General features: G+C 70.6%; 20 protein-coding genes and 1 pseudogene. 6 read left to right on the forward strand and 15 right to left on the reverse strand.

What is annotated here, in order from left to right; translation table 11 throughout:
* Positions 1-13: 13 nt before the first annotated feature.
* The 5 genes from P1Y20_RS04195 to P1Y20_RS04215 form a co-directional block, all read right to left on the reverse strand.
* Complete coding sequence (locus P1Y20_RS04195; RefSeq protein ID WP_304447403.1) at positions 14-1,420, reverse strand: DUF8157 domain-containing protein; 1,407 nt, start codon at positions 1,418-1,420, stop codon at positions 14-16.
* A complete protein-coding gene (locus P1Y20_RS04200) occupies positions 1,417-2,142 on the reverse strand; it encodes a prephenate dehydrogenase/arogenate dehydrogenase family protein (RefSeq protein ID WP_304447404.1) in 726 nt (241 codons plus the stop codon). Before P1Y20_RS04200 ends, P1Y20_RS04195 begins: the two co-directional genes overlap by 4 nt.
* A 63-nt stretch (positions 2,143-2,205) precedes the next feature.
* Positions 2,206-3,006, reverse strand: coding sequence for a hypothetical protein (locus P1Y20_RS04205; RefSeq protein ID WP_304447405.1), 801 nt, complete (start codon positions 3,004-3,006; stop codon positions 2,206-2,208).
* Positions 3,007-3,037: 31 nt separating this feature from the next.
* Entirely contained in the window at positions 3,038-4,210 is a 1,173-nt protein-coding gene (locus P1Y20_RS04210; protein WP_304447406.1) for a M24 family metallopeptidase, read from the reverse strand.
* A 31-nt stretch (positions 4,211-4,241) separates the two neighbouring features.
* Positions 4,242-4,496 (reverse strand): CDGSH iron-sulfur domain-containing protein, encoded by a 255-nt coding sequence (locus tag P1Y20_RS04215; protein WP_304447407.1) that lies wholly within the window; start codon positions 4,494-4,496, stop codon positions 4,242-4,244.
* Positions 4,497-4,580: 84 nt separating this feature from the next.
* On the opposite strand from P1Y20_RS04215, the gene P1Y20_RS04220 reads away from it, so the two are divergent.
* Positions 4,581-6,212, forward strand: coding sequence for a potassium channel family protein (locus P1Y20_RS04220; protein WP_304447408.1), 1,632 nt, complete (start codon positions 4,581-4,583; stop codon positions 6,210-6,212).
* Positions 6,213-6,230: 18 nt separating this feature from the next.
* Here P1Y20_RS04220 and P1Y20_RS04225 read toward each other — a convergent pair whose 3' ends face one another.
* Positions 6,231-6,821, reverse strand: a complete 591-nt coding sequence (locus tag P1Y20_RS04225) for a DUF998 domain-containing protein (RefSeq protein WP_304447409.1) — start codon at positions 6,819-6,821, stop codon at positions 6,231-6,233.
* A 105-nt stretch (positions 6,822-6,926) separates the two neighbouring features.
* Here P1Y20_RS04225 and P1Y20_RS04230 point away from each other — a divergent pair, with 105 nt between their 5' ends.
* Positions 6,927-7,271, forward strand: a complete 345-nt coding sequence (locus P1Y20_RS04230) for a VOC family protein (RefSeq protein WP_304447410.1) — start codon at positions 6,927-6,929, stop codon at positions 7,269-7,271.
* Here the strand turns inward: P1Y20_RS04230 and P1Y20_RS04235 are convergent, their stop codons facing one another.
* The 3 genes from P1Y20_RS04235 to P1Y20_RS04245 all read right to left on the reverse strand — a co-directional run bounded on the left by P1Y20_RS04235 (position 7,272) and on the right by P1Y20_RS04245 (position 10,041).
* Positions 7,272-8,783, reverse strand: coding sequence for a PH domain-containing protein (locus P1Y20_RS04235; RefSeq protein WP_304447411.1), 1,512 nt, complete (start codon positions 8,781-8,783; stop codon positions 7,272-7,274). It lies immediately after the preceding gene.
* A gap of 1 nt (position 8,784) precedes the next feature.
* Positions 8,785-9,285 carry a PH domain-containing protein gene (locus P1Y20_RS04240; protein ID WP_304447412.1) on the reverse strand — a complete coding sequence of 167 codons (501 nt, stop codon included), beginning with the start codon at positions 9,283-9,285 and terminating at the stop codon, positions 8,785-8,787.
* Positions 9,286-9,366: 81 nt separating this feature from the next.
* Positions 9,367-10,041 (reverse strand): YqjF family protein, encoded by a 675-nt coding sequence (locus P1Y20_RS04245; RefSeq protein WP_304447413.1) that lies wholly within the window; start codon positions 10,039-10,041, stop codon positions 9,367-9,369.
* Between the two features lie 85 nt (positions 10,042-10,126).
* On the opposite strand from P1Y20_RS04245, the gene P1Y20_RS04250 reads away from it, so the two are divergent.
* Entirely contained in the window at positions 10,127-10,348 is a 222-nt protein-coding gene (locus P1Y20_RS04250; RefSeq protein ID WP_304447414.1) for a DUF8145 family protein, read from the forward strand.
* 13 nt (positions 10,349-10,361) lie between these two features.
* On the opposite strand, the gene P1Y20_RS04255 is transcribed toward P1Y20_RS04250, so the two are convergent.
* Positions 10,362-11,336, reverse strand: coding sequence for an aldo/keto reductase (locus tag P1Y20_RS04255; RefSeq protein WP_304447415.1), 975 nt, complete (start codon positions 11,334-11,336; stop codon positions 10,362-10,364).
* Positions 11,337-11,495: 159 nt separating this feature from the next.
* Here P1Y20_RS04255 and P1Y20_RS04260 point away from each other — a divergent pair, with 159 nt between their 5' ends.
* Positions 11,496-11,969, forward strand: a complete 474-nt coding sequence (locus P1Y20_RS04260; protein ID WP_304447416.1) for an SRPBCC family protein — start codon at positions 11,496-11,498, stop codon at positions 11,967-11,969.
* Between the two features lie 67 nt (positions 11,970-12,036).
* Here the strand turns inward: P1Y20_RS04260 and P1Y20_RS04265 are convergent, their stop codons facing one another.
* From P1Y20_RS04265 to P1Y20_RS04285, 5 genes are all read right to left on the reverse strand, one after another.
* Positions 12,037-12,270: a transcriptional regulator gene (locus P1Y20_RS04265; RefSeq protein ID WP_304447417.1), complete on the reverse strand. Its 234-nt coding sequence runs from the start codon at positions 12,268-12,270 to the stop codon at positions 12,037-12,039.
* A gap of 113 nt (positions 12,271-12,383) precedes the next feature.
* Positions 12,384-12,968 (reverse strand): flavin reductase family protein, encoded by a 585-nt coding sequence (locus P1Y20_RS04270; protein WP_304447418.1) that lies wholly within the window; start codon positions 12,966-12,968, stop codon positions 12,384-12,386.
* Between the two features lie 51 nt (positions 12,969-13,019).
* Positions 13,020-13,463: a DoxX family protein gene (locus tag P1Y20_RS04275; RefSeq protein ID WP_304447419.1), complete on the reverse strand. Its 444-nt coding sequence runs from the start codon at positions 13,461-13,463 to the stop codon at positions 13,020-13,022.
* 103 nt (positions 13,464-13,566) lie between these two features.
* Positions 13,567-14,232, reverse strand: coding sequence for a bacterio-opsin activator domain-containing protein (locus P1Y20_RS04280; RefSeq protein ID WP_304447420.1), 666 nt, complete (start codon positions 14,230-14,232; stop codon positions 13,567-13,569).
* 430 nt (positions 14,233-14,662) lie between these two features.
* Positions 14,663-15,697: a tyrosine--tRNA ligase gene (locus P1Y20_RS04285; RefSeq protein ID WP_304447421.1), complete on the reverse strand. Its 1,035-nt coding sequence runs from the start codon at positions 15,695-15,697 to the stop codon at positions 14,663-14,665.
* Positions 15,698-15,883: 186 nt separating this feature from the next.
* Between P1Y20_RS04285 and P1Y20_RS04290 the strand changes: the two genes are divergently transcribed.
* A complete protein-coding gene (locus P1Y20_RS04290; protein ID WP_304447422.1) occupies positions 15,884-16,330 on the forward strand; it encodes a DUF7960 family protein in 447 nt (148 codons plus the stop codon).
* 65 nt (positions 16,331-16,395) lie between these two features.
* Positions 16,396-16,728 (forward strand): annotated as a pseudogene (locus P1Y20_RS18755) (PKD domain-containing protein); the annotation flags it as partial.
* Positions 16,729-16,966 lie beyond the last annotated feature (238 nt).

The following is a 16,966-nucleotide window of genomic DNA, read 5'->3' on the forward strand; positions in this document are numbered from 1 at the left end:
CGAATCAGTCGAATCAGGTCGGGACGGCGTCCACGGCCGTCTCGGCGTCGACGACGAGGTTGTACGCCCGTTCGTCGTCGTTCCAGAGGAGCAGACCGTTCTCGACGACCAGCAGGTCGCCGAAGTCGGCGCGCAGGAGGTCGCGGTTCAGCGCGGACTCCCGGGTGCAGACTGCGTAGTGGTCGACCGACTGGCTCCCGTCGCCGATGCGAAACAGCGGGTTGCCCCGCCCGAGGTCGTGGCTGAGTTTCACCGCCAGCAGGTCGATGCGGTCGGTGACGTGGTCCTCGGCGTCGGCCATCCGCGCGAAGCGCTCGGCGTCGGGGGCGACGTCGACGGCGCGCGCACCGTCGCGCCGGAGGACGGTCGAGGCGTACTGGACGTCGACGTTGACGAACTCGCCCGGGTCGCCGTCGGGGTCGGTCGCCGCGTCGTCGAGGCGACGCTGGACCTCGGGCACCGCGAGGTCGGGTTCGACGTCGAACGACCAGCCGCGGTCGCTCGGGGTCACGCCCGGCCAGAGGCGCACCTCGGGGCCGTACACCGAGAGGTCCGACTCCCGTTCGAGGGTGCGTTCGACCTCGCGCAGGCCGACGGCGGTGTTCTTGTCGGCGGGCGCGAGGCCGAGGAGGGTGCCGTCGTCCGCGAGACCCGCGGCGTAGCGCCGGGCGACCGACGCGGGGTCGTCCAGTTCGCTCCAGACGTTCGCGAAGAGGACGAGGTCGTAGGTCTCCGCTATTTCGAAGTCCTCGGCCGTCTCGCGGTGGACGGTGACGCGCTGGTTCTCCCGCCCCACGACGAGGCGCTCGAACACGTCGGCGGCGGCGCTCGGTTCGACCGCGTGGTAGTCGACGAGCGCCTCGCCCGCGAGCAGGTCGAGGAGGCCGAGCGCCGGGCCGCCGACGCCCGCACCCACGTCGAGGACGCGCAGGGTTCGGGGGAGCAGGCCCGCCCGCCCGAGGTCGGCGAGGGCGTACTGCGCGACGGCGTAGTAGTCGGGGAGGTGATAGAGCGCGTAGGCGAGCGCCGTCTCCGCGTCGTACTCGACGGGGTGCTGGCGGTAGTAGTCCTCCTTGACCCGTCGAATCGTGGCGCGCAGTCGGTCGCCGCTCTCGCCGGCGTACCACTCCGTCCCGTAGCGCTCGACGAGCAGGTCCTCGAGGCGGGCCTCGTGCCCGCTCGGGAACCGCCGGACCGTCTCGAGTCCCACCTCGGCCGGTCCCTCCTCGACCGGCGTGAAGGTGCCGTCCTCGCGCTCGCGCACCCGGAGGTCGACCGCCGACTCGCGGAGCACCTGCCGGACGACGGCCGGGTGCGGTCGCCCCTCGACGTACTCGCACAACTCCTCGGGGTCGAGCGGGCGCACCGAGCGCAGGTAGCGCGCCGCGTCGAGCACCTGCTCCCGCTGGTCGGCGTTCATCGCCCCGCCTCGCGGTAGAGGACCTCGAAGGCCTCGTCGTCGGCGTCGGCGAGTCGGTCGGCCGCTGCCGCCACCGCCTCCGCGCCGCCGAACGTCGCCTGTATCTCGGCGTAGACGCGCGGCGTCCCGTCGGTGACGCGCTCGACGAGGTCCGAGAGACGCCGCGAGACGGGCGTGTGGAAGCGCTCGTCGACCGGTTCGCCCGCGAGGCCGTAGGCGAGGACGGCGGCGTGCGCCTGCGCCTGGACCGTCCGCATCGCCCGGTCGTGCTCCTCGCCCGTCGTCTCGAAGAGGTCGTTCCCGCGCTCCGCGAGGTCGGCGCGCAGGCGGTCGGTCACCTCGCCCGGTCGGTCCGGGACGACGGCGACCCGGCCGGGGGCGGCGTTCGCGGCGAACAGGGGGTGGAGGCTCACCCGCTCGCGGTCGGGTGCGTGTTCGCGCATCGCCTCGACCGGGCCGGCCATCACGCCGCTGAGGTCGAGCAGCGCGCGCTCGGCCCGCTCGGCGTGAGTGGCGACGGCCGCCCCGACGACGGACATCGGGACGGCGAGGCAGACGGCGTCGAAGCGCTCGGCGGTGTCGAGCGCGACGGCCCGCCCGCCGGTGGTCTCGGCGGCCCGCTCCGCCGCCCCGGGGTCGGTGTCGGCGTAGGCGAGGTCGGCGTCGACGCTCGCGCCGAACCACGTCCCCATCTCGCCCGCGCCGACGACGAGTACGTCCATGCCCCAGCACACTCCCGCGCGGTGCAAAAGCCTGTCCGAGTGCGTTCGCACTCGACGGACGGCCTACGGCCGACGTCCGTCGAGTCGCTCGTGGAGGGTCGCCTCGACGTCGTCCGGGTCCGCCACGTCGGAGAGCGCACAGTGAAACGACGTCCCTGGGAGCCGTCGCCGGAGGACGAGTTCCTCGCTCGTGCGCTCGACACCGGTAAAGCGCGACCACGGGAGGTACACCGACCGGACGGCCCCGAACGGCCGGACGACGATGCCGCCTTCGAGGGCGGTGTAGCGGACGCTCCGTCCAGTGCTGTAGGCGGAGCCGACGAACCCGCCCCCGAGGCTCGCCAGCAGTGAGCCACCGACGTCCGCGAGGTCGCGAGCGAGGAACCACGTCGCGACTCCGGCGACGATGCAGCCAACGCCGAGAGCGACGAACCCGACGCGCTGCCATCGACGCCGTGTCCGGGTCGGCCCGCCGGTCCACTCGACGAGGACGGACTGGTTCGCCATCCGGTCGGCCGCGTATCGATTGTCGGCGGCGACGAGGACGGCGAGTCCCGCGCCCCCCGTCGCGGCGAGGCCGAGGAGGACCGAGAGCGAACCCCGGAGGACCGAACCGGACACGAGCGCGTCGAACATCCAGACGACGATGGCGGCCGTCGGGAGGACGACGAGCGCGAGGTGCAGGCGCGTCCGGGCGAGGACGGGAGCGAGGTCGTATCGCACCGCCGCGAGTGAGAGGATGGCGCCGACGGCGAGGGCGAGTACCGGCCCTCGGGGGACGAGCGATGGCGCGACGAGGGTGCCGACCGCGAAGGTACCCCACGCGCCGAGCGCGAGGGGGAAGCGGAGGGGAGGGCGATTCACGACGGGCGTTCGACCCGCCGGGAGAAAGTTCTTACTCGACGACCAGTTCGCGGGGGTAGTCGGTGAGGTTCTCGTAGCCGTCCTCGGTGACGACGACGATGTCCTCGATGCGGACGCCGCCGACGTCGGGGTCGTAGAGGCCCGGTTCGACGGTGATGACCATGCCCGGTTCGAGGTCGCCGCCGCCGGGGCCGAGGCTCGGGCGCTCGTGGATGTCGAGGCCGACGCCGTGGCCCGTCGAGTGGATGAAGCCCGTCTCCGTGGTCGGGTCGTCGCGGAGGGTCGGCTCGCCGGCCGCCTCGTAGACGTCGCAGACGGCGTCGTGGACGTCCGCGCCGGTCGCGCCGGGTTCGACGGCGGCGAGGGCGGCCTCCAGCGCCTCCTCGGTGAGGTCGTACCACGCCCGGACCTCGTCGCTCGGCGTCCCCTTCACGAACGTCCGGGTCATGTCGGCGAAGTACTTCGACTCCTTGTCGCGGGGGAAGACGTCGACGATGACGGGTTCGTCGGCGTAGAGGGGGCCGTTGCCCCGGTCGTGGGGGTCCGCGGCCGCCGCGCCGCAGGCGACGATGCTCTCCTCCAGCGCGTAGCCCTCCCGGAGGAGCGCGATCTCCATCTCGCGCCTGACGCGCTCGCTGGTGAGCGCCTCACCGTCGTGGACGAGGACGCCGTCTTCGACGCTCGCCTCCCGGACGAGTTCCTCCGCGCGGGCGAGCGCGCGCTCGTTCGCGCGCTGGGTGGCCCGGACGAAGTCGAGTTCCGCCTCGGTCTTGGTCGCGCGGATGTCGGTGACGACTCCCTCCGTCTCGGCGGTCACGGAGACGTCGAGGTCGCGCAGACCGTCGGCGACGGCGAGGGGGAAGCGGCCGGGGACGGCCACGGCGTCGACGCCGCGCTCCGCGAGGAACTCGGCGATGACGCGGTGGCCGGCCTCCACGTGACCGTACTCCTCGCGCTTCGCGCCGTAGTCGAAGTCGGCGTGGCGGACGACGTCCTCGGTCGGGGCCTCGCGTCGCGCGCGGCCGTACTCCAGGCTGGAGACGAGCAGGTGGCGCTCGCCGTCGTAGAGGGTCACGTACGGGTCGGGCGCGTCGAACCCGGAGAGGTAGCGCTGGGTCGAGTCCTCGCCGTCCGCGTGGACGAGGTAGCCGTCGAACCCGCCGTCGTCGAGGAAGTCGTCGAGTGCCGAGAGGTCGGGGTCCATGTGGGAGGCTCCGACCGGGCGGTGGAAAACCCTACCGAGAGTCGGCCGAATCGTCCGACCCCTCGTGCTCGCGGACGACGCGGCGCTCGCCGTCGGGGTCGTCGCCCGCGTAGCGATAGACGACGCCCGACTCCTCGTCCTCGGTCGCCCGGTGGGAGCCGTCGCAGAAGGGGAACTCGCGGGAGAGTCCGCAGCGACAGACGGCGACGTCGCCCTTCTCCTCGTCGATGTCCTCGGGGGTGAGGATACGCGGACCGTGTGCGGTGTGTGTGACGTCGCGGGCCATGGGGGAGCGTGGGCGGCGGGGGCGAAAACGGTTGGGCCGGAGCGAGTGGAACCACTTTACCGCCCGCGGCGGAATAGAGAGGCGATGGACACGTGGCAGCGCCGGACGGTGCGGTACTCGCTGTGGCTCTTCGCCGTCATCCTCCTCTACGCGGTCGGCTACTACTCCGGGATGCGGGTGTTCGAGGGCGACCCGAAGACGTTCCTCCACGCGTTGCAGGTCGTCGTCGAGACGTTCACCACGACGGGGTTCGGCTCCGACGCGCCGTGGGAGAGCTGGCAGATGAACCTCTTCGTCATCGTCATGGACCTGACGGGCGTGGCACTCATCTTCCTCGCGCTGCCGGTCCTGGTCTTCCCGGCGCTCGAAGAGAGCCTCGCCACGGCCGCTCCCACCGGCGTCGACGGGTTCACCGACCACGTCGTCGTCGCCGGCTACACCGCCCGCGTGCGGGCGCTCGTCGACGAACTCGAACGACGGGGTATCGAGTACGTGGTGGTCGAACCCGACCGCGACCGGGCCGCGGACGTCCACGAGTCGGGGACGACCGTCGTCCACGGCGACCCGGAGAGCGTCGCGGTCTGTCGCGAGCGCGTCCACCTGCCGGACGCCCGTGCGCTCGTCGCCGACGTGGACGACGAGACCAACGCCAGCGTCGCCCTCACCGCGAAGCAGGTCTGTGACGTGCCGGTCGTCACGTTCGTCGAGGACCCCGACCTCGCGGAGTACCAGCGCCTCGCCGGGAGCGACCAGGTGCTCTCGCCCCGCCAACTCGTCGGCAGGAGCCTGGCGACGAAGGTGACGGCGGGGCTCTCTCGCGACCTGGGTGGGGCCGTCGAGATCGCGGACGACTTCGACATCGTCGAACTCCCGGTACAGGCGGGGAGCGACCTCACGGGCGTCACCGTCGCCGCGAGCGGCATCAGCGAGCGGACCGGCGCGAACGTCATCGGCGCGTGGTTCCGCGGCGAGTTCGTCACGCCGCCGTCGCCGGAGGCGTACATCGACGAACAGACCATCCTCCTCGTCGCGGGCAACGAACGCCAACTCGAACGGCTGAAACGCCTCACCCTCTCGGAGCAGCGCCGCCTCCGGCGCGGACGCGTCATCGTCGCCGGGTACGGGATGGTCGGGTCGACCGTGGCGGGTGCGCTCGAGGACGCCGACGTCCCCTGTCTCACGCTCGACCGGACGGACATGCCGGGGGTCGACGTCGTCGGCGACGTGACCGACGGCGACGTGCTCGAGGAGGCGTCGCTCTCGGAGGCGAGCACGGTCATCCTGACGCTCCCGGACGACACGACCACGGTGTTCGCGACGCTCGTCGTCCGCGACCTCGCCCCGGACGTGGAGATACTCGCCCGGGCGGACAGCCCCGAGAGCGTCGAGAAACTCTACCGCGCCGGGGCGGACTACGTCCTCTCGCTGGCCGTCGTCAGCGGGCGGATGCTCGCCTCCACCCTCCTCGGCGAGGAGGTGGTCACCTACGACCAGCAGGTCGAGATCGTCCGCACCGAACCGGGACCGCTGGCCGGCCGGACGCTCGGGGACGCGGACGTCCGCGCCCGGACCGGGTGTACGGTCGTCGCCGTCGAGCGAGACGGTGAGATGCGCACCGAACTCGGTCCGGACTTCGAACTCAGGGAGGGCGACGACCTCGTCGTCACCGGGACCGACGCCGCCGTCAGCGAGTTCTCGCAGTGGGTCGAGGGGTGACTATGACTGTGACTATGACTAGCGAAGCCACAGCGCCGTCGTCGCCGTCCACACGCCGACGACGAGGGCGCCGACGCTCTCGGGGAGCGCGAGCCCCGGGGCCACGTCGGTGAACGCCGCCGCCCAAATCGCCCACGCGGCGAGGTTGAGGACGCCGAGCGCCGCCGTCACGAGGCCACGAGCGCGGTCGCCCGCGAGGGCGTTGCCTCCCCCGTAGACCCACAGCGAGAGCGAGAGGAGCAGGTAGAACGCGACGGCGAAGGGCCCGTGCAGGTCGGTCCCGATGGGGAAGGCGCCCACGCCGGCGAGACAGAGCGCGTCGAGCGCGAAGACGGCCGCCCCGGCGCGTTCGAGGCGGTTGCGCCCCCGCGTCCACACCCGGTAGGCGAACGGGAGCGCGAGCAACCCTCCCAGAATCAACCCACCGTTGAACAGCCACTCCGTCGGTGCTCCGGGAGCCCCGAGGTCCGAGAGGGCGCTCCCGGTCCAGGTGAACGACGGCGAGCGGAGGGTGGCGAGCGCGATGGCACCGAGGGCGACGACGGGCGCGAGCAGACCGCCGGCGATGCCCGGGTCGACGCGCCCCGACCGGTTCGTGTCAGCACTCATACCACTGGTTCCGCGTGAGTGTCGAAAAGCGTTGGGTCGGCGGGGGTGACGGTCGGGGGCGGTGTGGGGCGTGGGGTTTAGTCGGCGGCCCGTGGGGAGGAGGGTATGGGACTGGTGTTCTTTCGAACCGCCGCGCTCGATTCGATAGTCGCGTTCTACACCGAGGTCGTCGGCGCGCGCGTGTGGCACGAACAGCCCGACTGCACTATCCTCGAACACGAAGCCGGCGGGCACGTCGTCGGGTTCTGTGCGAGCGACGACGGGAGGGCGGAGACCTGCGGGACGCTCACCTTCGTCCACGACGACCGGGCGGGCGTCGACGCCGCCTACGAGCGACTGGCGGACCGGGCCGACGGGCAGCCGCGGTACGACGAGCGCTACGACATCTACCAGTTCTTCGCGGAGGACCCCGAGGGACGGACGGTCGAGGTCCAGACGTTCGAGCACTGACTACGGGTCGTCCGTGAGCGACGCGGTGCGCTCGCGGTGACGCTGTTCGCGGCGGGCGGCGAGCGCGCGGTTCAGGCGCGCCTCGACGGTCCCCCGGAGGGCCTCGGCGACGGTGGCGTCGATGTCCACCGCGCGCGCGTCGGCGCCGCTCCCGCCCGCGGCGTCGACGAGGAGCGTCGCGAGGTCACGCCGTCGCTGGAACACCGTCTGGACCGTCGAGACCGTCTGGACGCGGTGGTAGGGGACGACGGTGGTCCGCCGGAGGAAGAAGCCGTTGCGGGTGACGACGTGGTCGTCGAGGAGCGCGTACCCCCGGGCGCGCCACTTCAGGTGGGCGGCGACGGGGACGAACGGCACCAGCGCGGCCGTCAGCCACCACCGCCCCCAGACGGCGTCGAGGCGCGTCACGGCGTAGAACGCGCCGGTCAGGAGCGCGAGACCGATGAGGTACCGAGCGGCGTAGCGCGTCCGCGCTCGTCTCGGGGGGCGCTCGAACGACACCTCGCCGAGGTCCTCGACCGAGCGCGCGAGCGCCCACACCCGCTCGCGGTCGGCGAAGGGGACCGCCGACTGCGCGCCCTCGGTGTCGCCGGGGGCGTAGCCCGCCGTCCGGACCGTGAGCGAGGCGTAGCCGCCGAGGCGGGCGAGCGCGTTCGCGTCCACCGTGAGCGACTGCACCTTCGCGAGCGGTATGGTGCCGGTGTAGCGCTGGAAGAGCCCTCGCTCGTAGCGCAGTTCGTCCGGCCCCCGCGAGAGGCGAAAGCCGTAGTAGTTCGTCGCGGTGACGACGCCGCTGGCGGCGGCCGCCAGCGCGTAGAGCGCGACGGTCCCGAGCGAGATGGCGACCAGCGGCGAGGTGACCATCGACGACATCGGCATCTCCCCCATCGGTCCGAAGGGGGTGGTGCTCACGGCGATCGAGGGAACGAGGACGCCCGCCACCACGGAGAAGACGGGGACGAGCCGCAGGTCGAGCGAGACGACGCCGAGCAGGAACAGTTCGCGCGGCGTGATGGCGAAGACCGTCTCGCGTTCCGGGTGCGTCCCGCGCTCCCCTTCCTCGCGTTCCCCGTTCGCGTCGCCGCGTTTCAGCCGACTGATGTCGTCCTGCAGCCGGGTCGCCTCCGCGGCCGAGACGTACTGGAGCACGGCCTCCGTCTCGTCGCCACCCGCCGTCTCGAGGCGCACCTCGGTGATACCGAGCAGTTGCTGGACGACGTTCTGGCTGGTGTCGACGTTCTGGATACGCCGGAGGGGGATGTCGCGCTCGCGTCGCGAGAGGACGCCCGAGCGGATGTCGAAGGTGTCGTCGGCGAGGTCGTACTCGAAGCGCCGGTAGTACGCCAGCTGGTAGGTCGCCGCCGCGGCGAAGAGGACGACGACGCCGCCGGCGAGCGTGAGGCCGACGCGCTCGTCGAGTTGCGAGGTGAGCGCGACGACGACCACCGCCCACAGCAGGCGGGCCGTCGAGGCGCCGGCGCGGTAGGGGACCGACCGGGGGTCGAGGCGCACCTCAGACCGCCTCCTCGCCCTCCGCGGCGATGGCGAGTCGCTCGAGCCGCGTCTGGAGGTCCGCCGCGTCCCCCGGCGTCAACCCCGGGATGGTCACGTCGGCGCCGCGAGAGCCGGCCGTGTAGACGACGAGCGTCGCGAGGCCCGTGGCGCGTTCGAGCGGCCCGCGGCGCGTGTCGATGTGCTGGACCCGGACGTAGGGGACCACCGTTCGAACCCGGGTGAGGACGCCCCGGTCGAGCGAGAGCGACGACTCGCGGACCCGGTAGGACCACCGGCGGTACCGCAGGTGGGCGTGGGTCACCCCCAGCGTGACGGCGACGAGAAAGACGAGGGCGGCGGGCCAGAGCAGTCCTTCGAGCGCGTACGCGACGGTGCCGACGACCCCCGCGACCACGAGGGCGGTGACGAGCGCCTGGCCGGCCCAGACGAGGCGGACTCGAGAGTCGAGCGCGCGTGTCGGCCCGGTCAGCGGCTGGACGTCCGATTCGAGGGCCGTCATCGGTCGAGAGACGCGCGCGAGGCGTATATAGGTGGGAGACGTGACGACGCGACGGTGCGATGGTGCGCCGGCGCGAGGGCGCTACACCCGCCGGAGCCGTCCCGCTCCGACGTCGACGCCCGGCGAGTAGTGGACCAGCGGGTCGCCGTCGGGGTGCTCGAAGCCGTTGGCCGTGAAGCAGTCGTTACGCCCGGTCGTCAGGTATCCCGGCCGGAGCGGCCACGGGTCGTGGACGACGTCGCCCGCGAACAGGCGCCCGTCGTCGTTCGCCGTGTAGAAGCGGTAGCGCTCCGTGAGGAAGTCCGCCAGCGCGCGGTCCTCGACGCGCCCGCCGACGGGCCCGTACGTCCCCTCGAAACCGAGCGAGGGGACGCCGGGGTGGAGCCGGCGGCTCCGCAGTCGTACCGCCCGGCCGCGACGCTCGTGGCGCATCGCGGCGTAGTAGTACGGGAGGCGGAAGGCGCGGCGGGCGACGGCCACGCCCAGTCGGTCGTCGGCGTCGAGGTTGAAGAAGTAGATGCCGTCCTTCTCGCCGCCTCGCACGTACGTTCTGAGGTTCAGTTCGGGGAAGGTGAGGCCGACGGGGCACCCCCGGGGCCGGATGTCCTCCATGCGGAAGCCGACGACGCCGAGCCACGCCCGCCCGTCGAAGGTGTCCGCCTCGAGGCCGTCTGGGAGTCGCTCGTCGACGACCGACGGCGCGACGGGCCAGTGGGCGAACAGCGCGTCCCGCCAGCGCATCCTGAGCACCGACATACACGAGGTTGGGAGAGGAGGGGTATCGGACTGTCGCCCCCGGCAGGCGCGTGGCGGTTTTCGTCGTCGAGCCCCCAGGGAACGCATGGACGTGCCAGCGGACGCCCCCCACCCCTGTCCGGTCTGCGAGACGGTCTACGACTCCGTCTCGGTCCACGACGCGGGCCTGCTGGTCAACCTCCTCGACAACGCCCGCTACCGGCGGGTCTGTTTCGAACCGGTTCCGGGCCCACGCGTCCGGTTCTACCACCACACCCACGAGCAGGTGGGCGCGACGGACGAGCGGACGGCGGACACGGGCGACTGAGCCCAGTTCCGGGTCAGCTGTGGCCGGAGACGCGGACCGGTTCGTAGGGCTCTTCGAGGTACGCGACGTCGCTGTCCGACAGCGAGATGTCGAGGGCCTCGACGGCCTCCTCCAGGTGTTCGACGCTCGTCGTCCCGACGATGGGGGCGTCGACCGTCTCCTTCGTGAACAGCCACGCGAGGGCTATCTGGGCCATCGTGGCGTCCTCCTCGGCGGCGAGTTCCTGGACGCGCTCGTTCACCTCCCGGCCACCCCCCTCGAAGTAGGGGTGGTCCCGGGCGCGCGAGTCGCTCTTGCCGCGGGTGGTCGCGTCGAACTCCTCGTGGGGGCGGGCGAGGTACCCCCGCGCCAGCGGCGACCACGGGATGACGCCGACGCCCTGCTTCCGGCAGTAGGGGAGCATCTCGCGCTCCTCCTCTCGGTAGAGCAGGTTGTAGTGGTCCTGCATCGTGAGGAAGCGGTCGAGGCCGAGGCGGTCGGCGGTATGCTGGGCCTCGGCGAACTGGTGGGCCCACATCGAGGAGGCGCCGACGTACCGCGTCTTCCCGCGTCGGACGGCGTCGTCGAGCGCCCGGAGCGTCTCCTCGATGGGCGTGTCGTCGTCCCAGCGGTGGATCTGGTAGAGGTCGACGCCCTCCATCCCGAGGCGGTCGAGGGAGGCGTCGAGTTCCTGCTCGATGGTCTTCCGGGAGAGCCCGCCCGAGTTGGGGTCGTCCTCGTCCATCTGGAAGTAGACCTTCGTGGCGACGACGCTCTCCTCGCGCCGGCCTTCGAGCGCCTTCCCGAGGACGCGCTCGGACTCGCCGCGCGAGTACATGTTCGCGGTGTCGAAGAAGTTGATACCGAGGTCGATGGCCCGCTCGACGAGTTCGAGGCCCTCCTCCTCGTCGAGGACCCAGTCGCGCCAGTCGGAGGTGCCGAAGCTCATACAACCGAGGCAGATGCGGCTGACCGTCACGCCCGTCTCACCCAGGGTGGTGTACTCCATGAGAGCGACTCTCACCGGGGGGCTAAAAGCGTTCACGCGCCGCGCGACGGACGCCACGGTACGTGACGTGGGCTGGAGCCGACCGTCCGTCACGGGCGGCGAGCGAACCGTCGGGCGAGGACACCGGGGGTTATCCCGGCGGCCCTCCTCCCGTCGACCATGAGCCTCGCGTTCGCCCGGACGCCCGACGGCTACCGCCTCGAAGTGAGCCGCCGCATCGACGCCCCGCCGGACACCCTCTGGGACCTGCTGTGCGACACGACCCGCTGGTCGGAGTGGGGGCCGTCGGTGCGTGGGGTCGAGTGCGACCGGCGCTACATCGAGGCGGGGACGCGCGGGCGTGTGAAGGTGGCCGACCTCGCCGGCGGGGTGTGGGCGCCGTTCGAGGTGACGACCTGCGCCGACCGCCGCTGGACGTGGAAGGTCGGTGTACCGACGACGGCCCTCCTCCGGAACACCCTCGACCCGACGCCGACGGTTCCCGCGACGGGCCACCGCGTCGAGGCGGTGGGCAGGGGGAGTCGGGTCGTCTTCGAGGTGCCGCCACTGGCGGCGGGCTACGCGGCGGTCTGTCGGCGGGCGCTCGACGACCTCGAACGGTTGGTACGTGATACCGAAGAACAGGGGGCGTAGAGGGGGCACACCTGCCGGGCGACCCGGCGGGGGAGGGCGGAGCGGTCGGGCAACGAACGGGGAGCGGTTATCGGGTGACGGTGAGGGCGTCGCGTACGCGAAGGAGGTCCTCGCCTATCTCCTCGCCGTCGCAGTCGTCGGTCGGGCAGGCGTAGTGCCAGCCGTCGCGGGTGCCGCGTCGCTCGGCGAATCGCGTCCCGCACTTTCGGCAGAACAGCTGGTCGTCCGAGCAGGTGTCGCGGTGGAGTTCGAGTTCGAGTTTCGAGTCGAAGGTGCGCTTACAGTTGCGGCAGGTGTGCATCGTACCTGCCCCCTAGTTCTCTCCTCATATAATAATACCGCAAACTGGTGTGTCAACCCGTGACGGGCACGAATTCGGGAGATTCGTTCCTACGCCGTCGGTCGGTTTTCGGGTCAGTCCGGACGCACCATCCGGAAGCGGTCGGCGGTCGTACAGTAGTAGTTCCCCGCGAGACGACCGACCGCGTCGAGTTTCGTCACGTCGACCTTCCCGCCGGTGACGACGGCGTCGTCGACGTGGACGTAGACCACCTCGCCGAAGACGACGTTCCCGGTCCCGATTTCCACGAAGTCGGCGAGTTCGCACTCGAAGGCGACGGGCGATGCGGCCACCCGGGGCGGGCCGACGCGCGTCGAGCGGACGGCCTCGACGCCCGCGTGGTCGAACTCGCTCTCGTCGCCCGGAAGCGTCGCGCTCGTCTCGTTCATCGCCTCGGCCATCGCCCGGTCGACGACGTTGACGACGAACTCGCCCGTGTCGAGGGCGTTGCGTGCCGTGTCGGTGTGGCCGCCGGGTCGGTCGCCCGGGGCGAACATCAGCGTCGGTGGGTCGGTGCTCACCACGTTGAAGAAACTGTAGGGTGCGAGGTTGTCGACGCCGTCCTCGCCCGTCGTACTCACCCACGCGATGGGGCGCGGCACTACCGCACCCGACAGCGTTCGATACATCGACCGTACCGCCCGCGGGTCAATCTCCATCCGTCCGACCGCTGGGGCCGGGAGGGAATCAGTGTTCCCGAATCGCCCGCGTCAGAGCGCGAGGCCGAGCGACAGCGGCCACGCCGTCCCGGCGAACGCGAGGAAGACGAGCGCGCCGCCGAGCAGACCGACGTTCTTCAGGAACTGGATGGTCTCGGTCTGGCGCTGGTCCTCGGGGGCGGTCCAGAAGTCGTGCATGACGGGCGTCGTCACCAGCAGGAAGACGGCGAGCGCACCGGCCCCCACCAGCGGGTAGGCCCCGAGGGCGATGGAGAGACCGCCGACGAGGAGCATCCCGCCGGTGAACGGGACGAGGAGCGACGGGGCGGGGACGCCCTTCGCCCCCGCGTAGCCGCTCATCTCCCCGGTGCCGGTCAGGTGGTTGAGTCCCATGAACGCCAGTACGCCCCCGAAGAGGACGCGAGCGAGCAGGAAGGCGAACTCGGCACCCGGACCGTCGAGGGCGGGCGCCGTCTGGAGCGATAGTGGTAACATTACGTAACCAGGTACGAGTTCGAACCGATATATACGTTCGCGGACACGAACGTGACCAGGTAACGTCGACGCCGCCGGGTGACGGGCGTGGTTCGTCCACTCTCTACCGACGCAGGGTCCGGAGCGGGCCGACGAGGAGCGCCTCCTCGACGAGCACCTCGGTACCCCGGCGGAGACGCTCGGAGAGCGCCTGGTGGGAGATGTCGAGGTCCTCGGCCAGCGCGTCGAGGTCCGTCTCGCGCGGGACGGAGAAGTAGCCGCGCTCGCAGGCCATCGTCATGGCCTCGTACTGCTCGTCGGTGAGGCCGAACCGACCGACCGGGTCGCCGCGCATCTCGCGGACGTGGATGACGTCGAAGGTGAGACCGTTGCTCTCGCAGAAGTCGTTGGTCCGCGAGAGCGCGTCGCGGTCGGGGTAGAGGATGCGGAGGTTCCACGCCTCGGCGTCGCCGTAGGCGTCGAGTATCGTCGCGTCGAGCGACGTCACCATCTCGATGACGAGGCGGACCTGGTCGACCCAGTTCATCCGGTAGAGCAGTTCGTCGTCGAACTCGGCGAGGAGCGTGACGTCGGTCACGCTGGGGTCGCGCTCGAGCGCCGCCTCGAGCGTCTCGGTGTCCGCACCGCGGGTCCACACCAGCGGCATGACCCTGCCCTCGCCGCTCTCGACGAGGCGCTCACACTCGAACTCGACGTCCGAAACCTCCCGAAGCGTCCGGTGAAGCGCGAACTCCCTGGTCGGAATCGCCGCTCTCGTGATGGTGGCCATGGTGGGTGTGTCTACTCCCGTTTGACCCCGCCGTAAAACTATCCCTCGACGTCGTCTCCGCTCGACGACGGACGGTTCCACCGCCTCGACACCGTGTCCGGACGGGAGCGCGTACGGCGCTCCCGCACGGACGCGGTGGGGGCACGAATCGCTTCGGTCGTGTGCGACACACCGCTATCACCCAATCAGTTCGACGGTGGTACGTCGGTGGAGCGATGGCGCGGTCGAGGGCATCCAGACTCGACCGCGCCGTCCATCGGGTGTCGTCGTGTTGGACGGCACCGTGACGTTCAGCGGGCGTCGGTCCACACGACGGCGCCCGCCGACTGTGACGAGCAACCAGCGAGCGTAATGACTGTGGCTTGCTCACGAAAGCTCTTCATTACTCACGGTCGCTCGGTAGTGCCGGAATCGGACTGATGCCCGACCCTCACTCCTCGCGGTCGGGGTACGCGGCGTCGAGGAGGTCGGGGTCGGCGAGGAGGTGCTCGCGGACGGGCGCCACGACGTCGTCGATGGCGGCCGCTGTAGCGTTCTTGAGGTCGAGGGGGTGGAGTTCCTCGCGCACGAAATCGGCTTCGAGGTCGTCGTAGGAGTCGTAGACGAGGTCCCCACCGAACTTCTCGGGACGCTCGACGACGAACGACTCCCCGCGCTCCTCGAAGACCGGGAAGACGAGGTAGCGGACGTACTCGAGGACGCCGTTGTCCTCGACGTCGCCGGCCGGACAGTACGCCTCCTGGAGTTTCTCGTCGATGGTCTCGGCGTCGTCGGTCAGGTTGATCTTCGACCCGGCGTCGGAGGCGCTCATCTTCCCGCCGGTGAGCCCGGACAGGAGGGGAGCGAAGACGCAGACCGGCTTGTCGTAGCCGTAGTCCGGGAGCACCTCGCGGGCGAGCATGTAGATACCGCGCTGGTCGATGCCGCCGTAGGCGATGTCGGCGTCGAGCGCCGCGACGTCGAGGCTCTGCATGAGCGTGTAGACGAGGCCGCCGAGTTTCGGGTTCTCCGACTGGCGGACCACCTCGCTCCCGGCGCGCGTGGCGCGACTGACCGTCGTGTCGGCCAGCATCCGGTAGAGGTCGAGGGTGTACGGCTCCTCGAGTTCGAAGTCCCGTCCGCGGACGAACTCGATGCGCTCGCCGTCGGCACCCGCCGCGTCTATCATCGCCTCGATGGCCTCCTGGTAGTACTCCGTCCGCGCGTCCAGGAGGTCGAACGGGCTCTTCTCGTCGTCGAGGTGAGCGTGCAGGTCCGCCACGAGGACCGTCACGTCGACGCCCGCCCGGAGGAAGTCCGCCAGCTTCCGGATGGTCGTGAAGTGACCGATGTGCATCTCCCCGGTCGGCGCGTAGCCGATGTACGCGCTGGGGTCGTCCGCGGCGAGTACCGCCTCCAGTTCCTCGTCCGTGACGACCTCCTCGGTGTAGCGAGAGACAAGCTCCCGCCGCTCGCCCGTGTCCATAGCCGCGCTTTCCGGCCTTTCGCGGATAAGTCGTTCGCTACACCGCGAGACCGTCACGTACCGGCACGCGTTCGTGTGCCCCTCCACCCGGTTGCACTGGAACACGCGACCGGCCGACCCCCTCGAACGCGAGCGCACCTGTCCGCGAACGAGGGGTACAAACCCGTGACTCCCCTCCGTGCGACTATGTACACGGGCAAGACGGAGATGCCCTGCTGTCTCTGTGACGACCCCGACACCGTCGCGCGACTCGACCTCCCCCCGAAAGTCGTCCCCCTGTTGAAACACTCGGACCCTATCGCCTGGCGGGACATCGTCGGCGAGGTGTCGATTCACTTCTGTCGCTCGGACTGGGACCTCGTCTGCGACCTCGTCCTCGACGTGGGGCAACTCCCGCTCTCGCGGTGCAACGTCGCCCGCGCCTCCTTCGACATCCGCGAGGACTTCGAGGCGCTGCTCAACGACGTGCGCGACGAACCCGACCAGACGCCGACCGAACGCCGGATGCTCGCGCAGGCACGCGAGACCATCGAGGACGCGAAGGCGAACGGCGTCGAGAACACCCGGGACGTGGTCGAGGCCTACGTGCGGGTGTGGGCGATGGAGGAGGTGGGGGCAAAAGTACGGAACTGATAATAAATAAAGAACATTCCTAAAGTTTATAAGTATGATTTCTTACAATCCCTCGCAAGAGGGACATGCAACGCAGGATATCGATTCTCGTCCTCGTAGTGAGCCTGACGGTCACGCCGGTCGCTGGAACGTCTACCGACAGAGCGCCGCTCGCAGACGCCGGTCTCGACCAGCAGGTCGAACGCGGGACGACTGTCGTCCTCGACGCGACCGGGTCGCGCGACCCGGGCGGCGAGATAGCGAGCTACGAGTGGTGGATCCGAACGCCGACCGACGAGACGACGCGGCCGCGAGACCCCACGACGCCACGACCGACCTTCGAGGCGCGGTCGGTGGGTCGCTACGAGGTGACCGTCGTCGTGACCGACGACGCCGGTAACGAGGCCTCTGACACGCTCTACGTCGACGTCGAACGGGGCGAGGAATCACCGGCCGACCCGTCGCCTCCAGCGGAATCGCCCGACGACTCGCCTGACCCGCTCGCGTCGGAACGGACGCCGACGCTCGACGGTCCGACGCTCGTCACCGGTGGTCGACCGCTCTCGGCCACGTACACGCTCGAACTGGACGGCCCGTCGCGCCACGTCGACGCGGTTCGCTGGGTCGCCAACGGCGACGACGACGGATCTGACCAGC

This window comes from Halomarina ordinaria (genome assembly GCF_030553305.1).
Classification (GTDB): domain Archaea; phylum Halobacteriota; class Halobacteria; order Halobacteriales; family Haloarculaceae; genus Halomarina; species Halomarina ordinaria.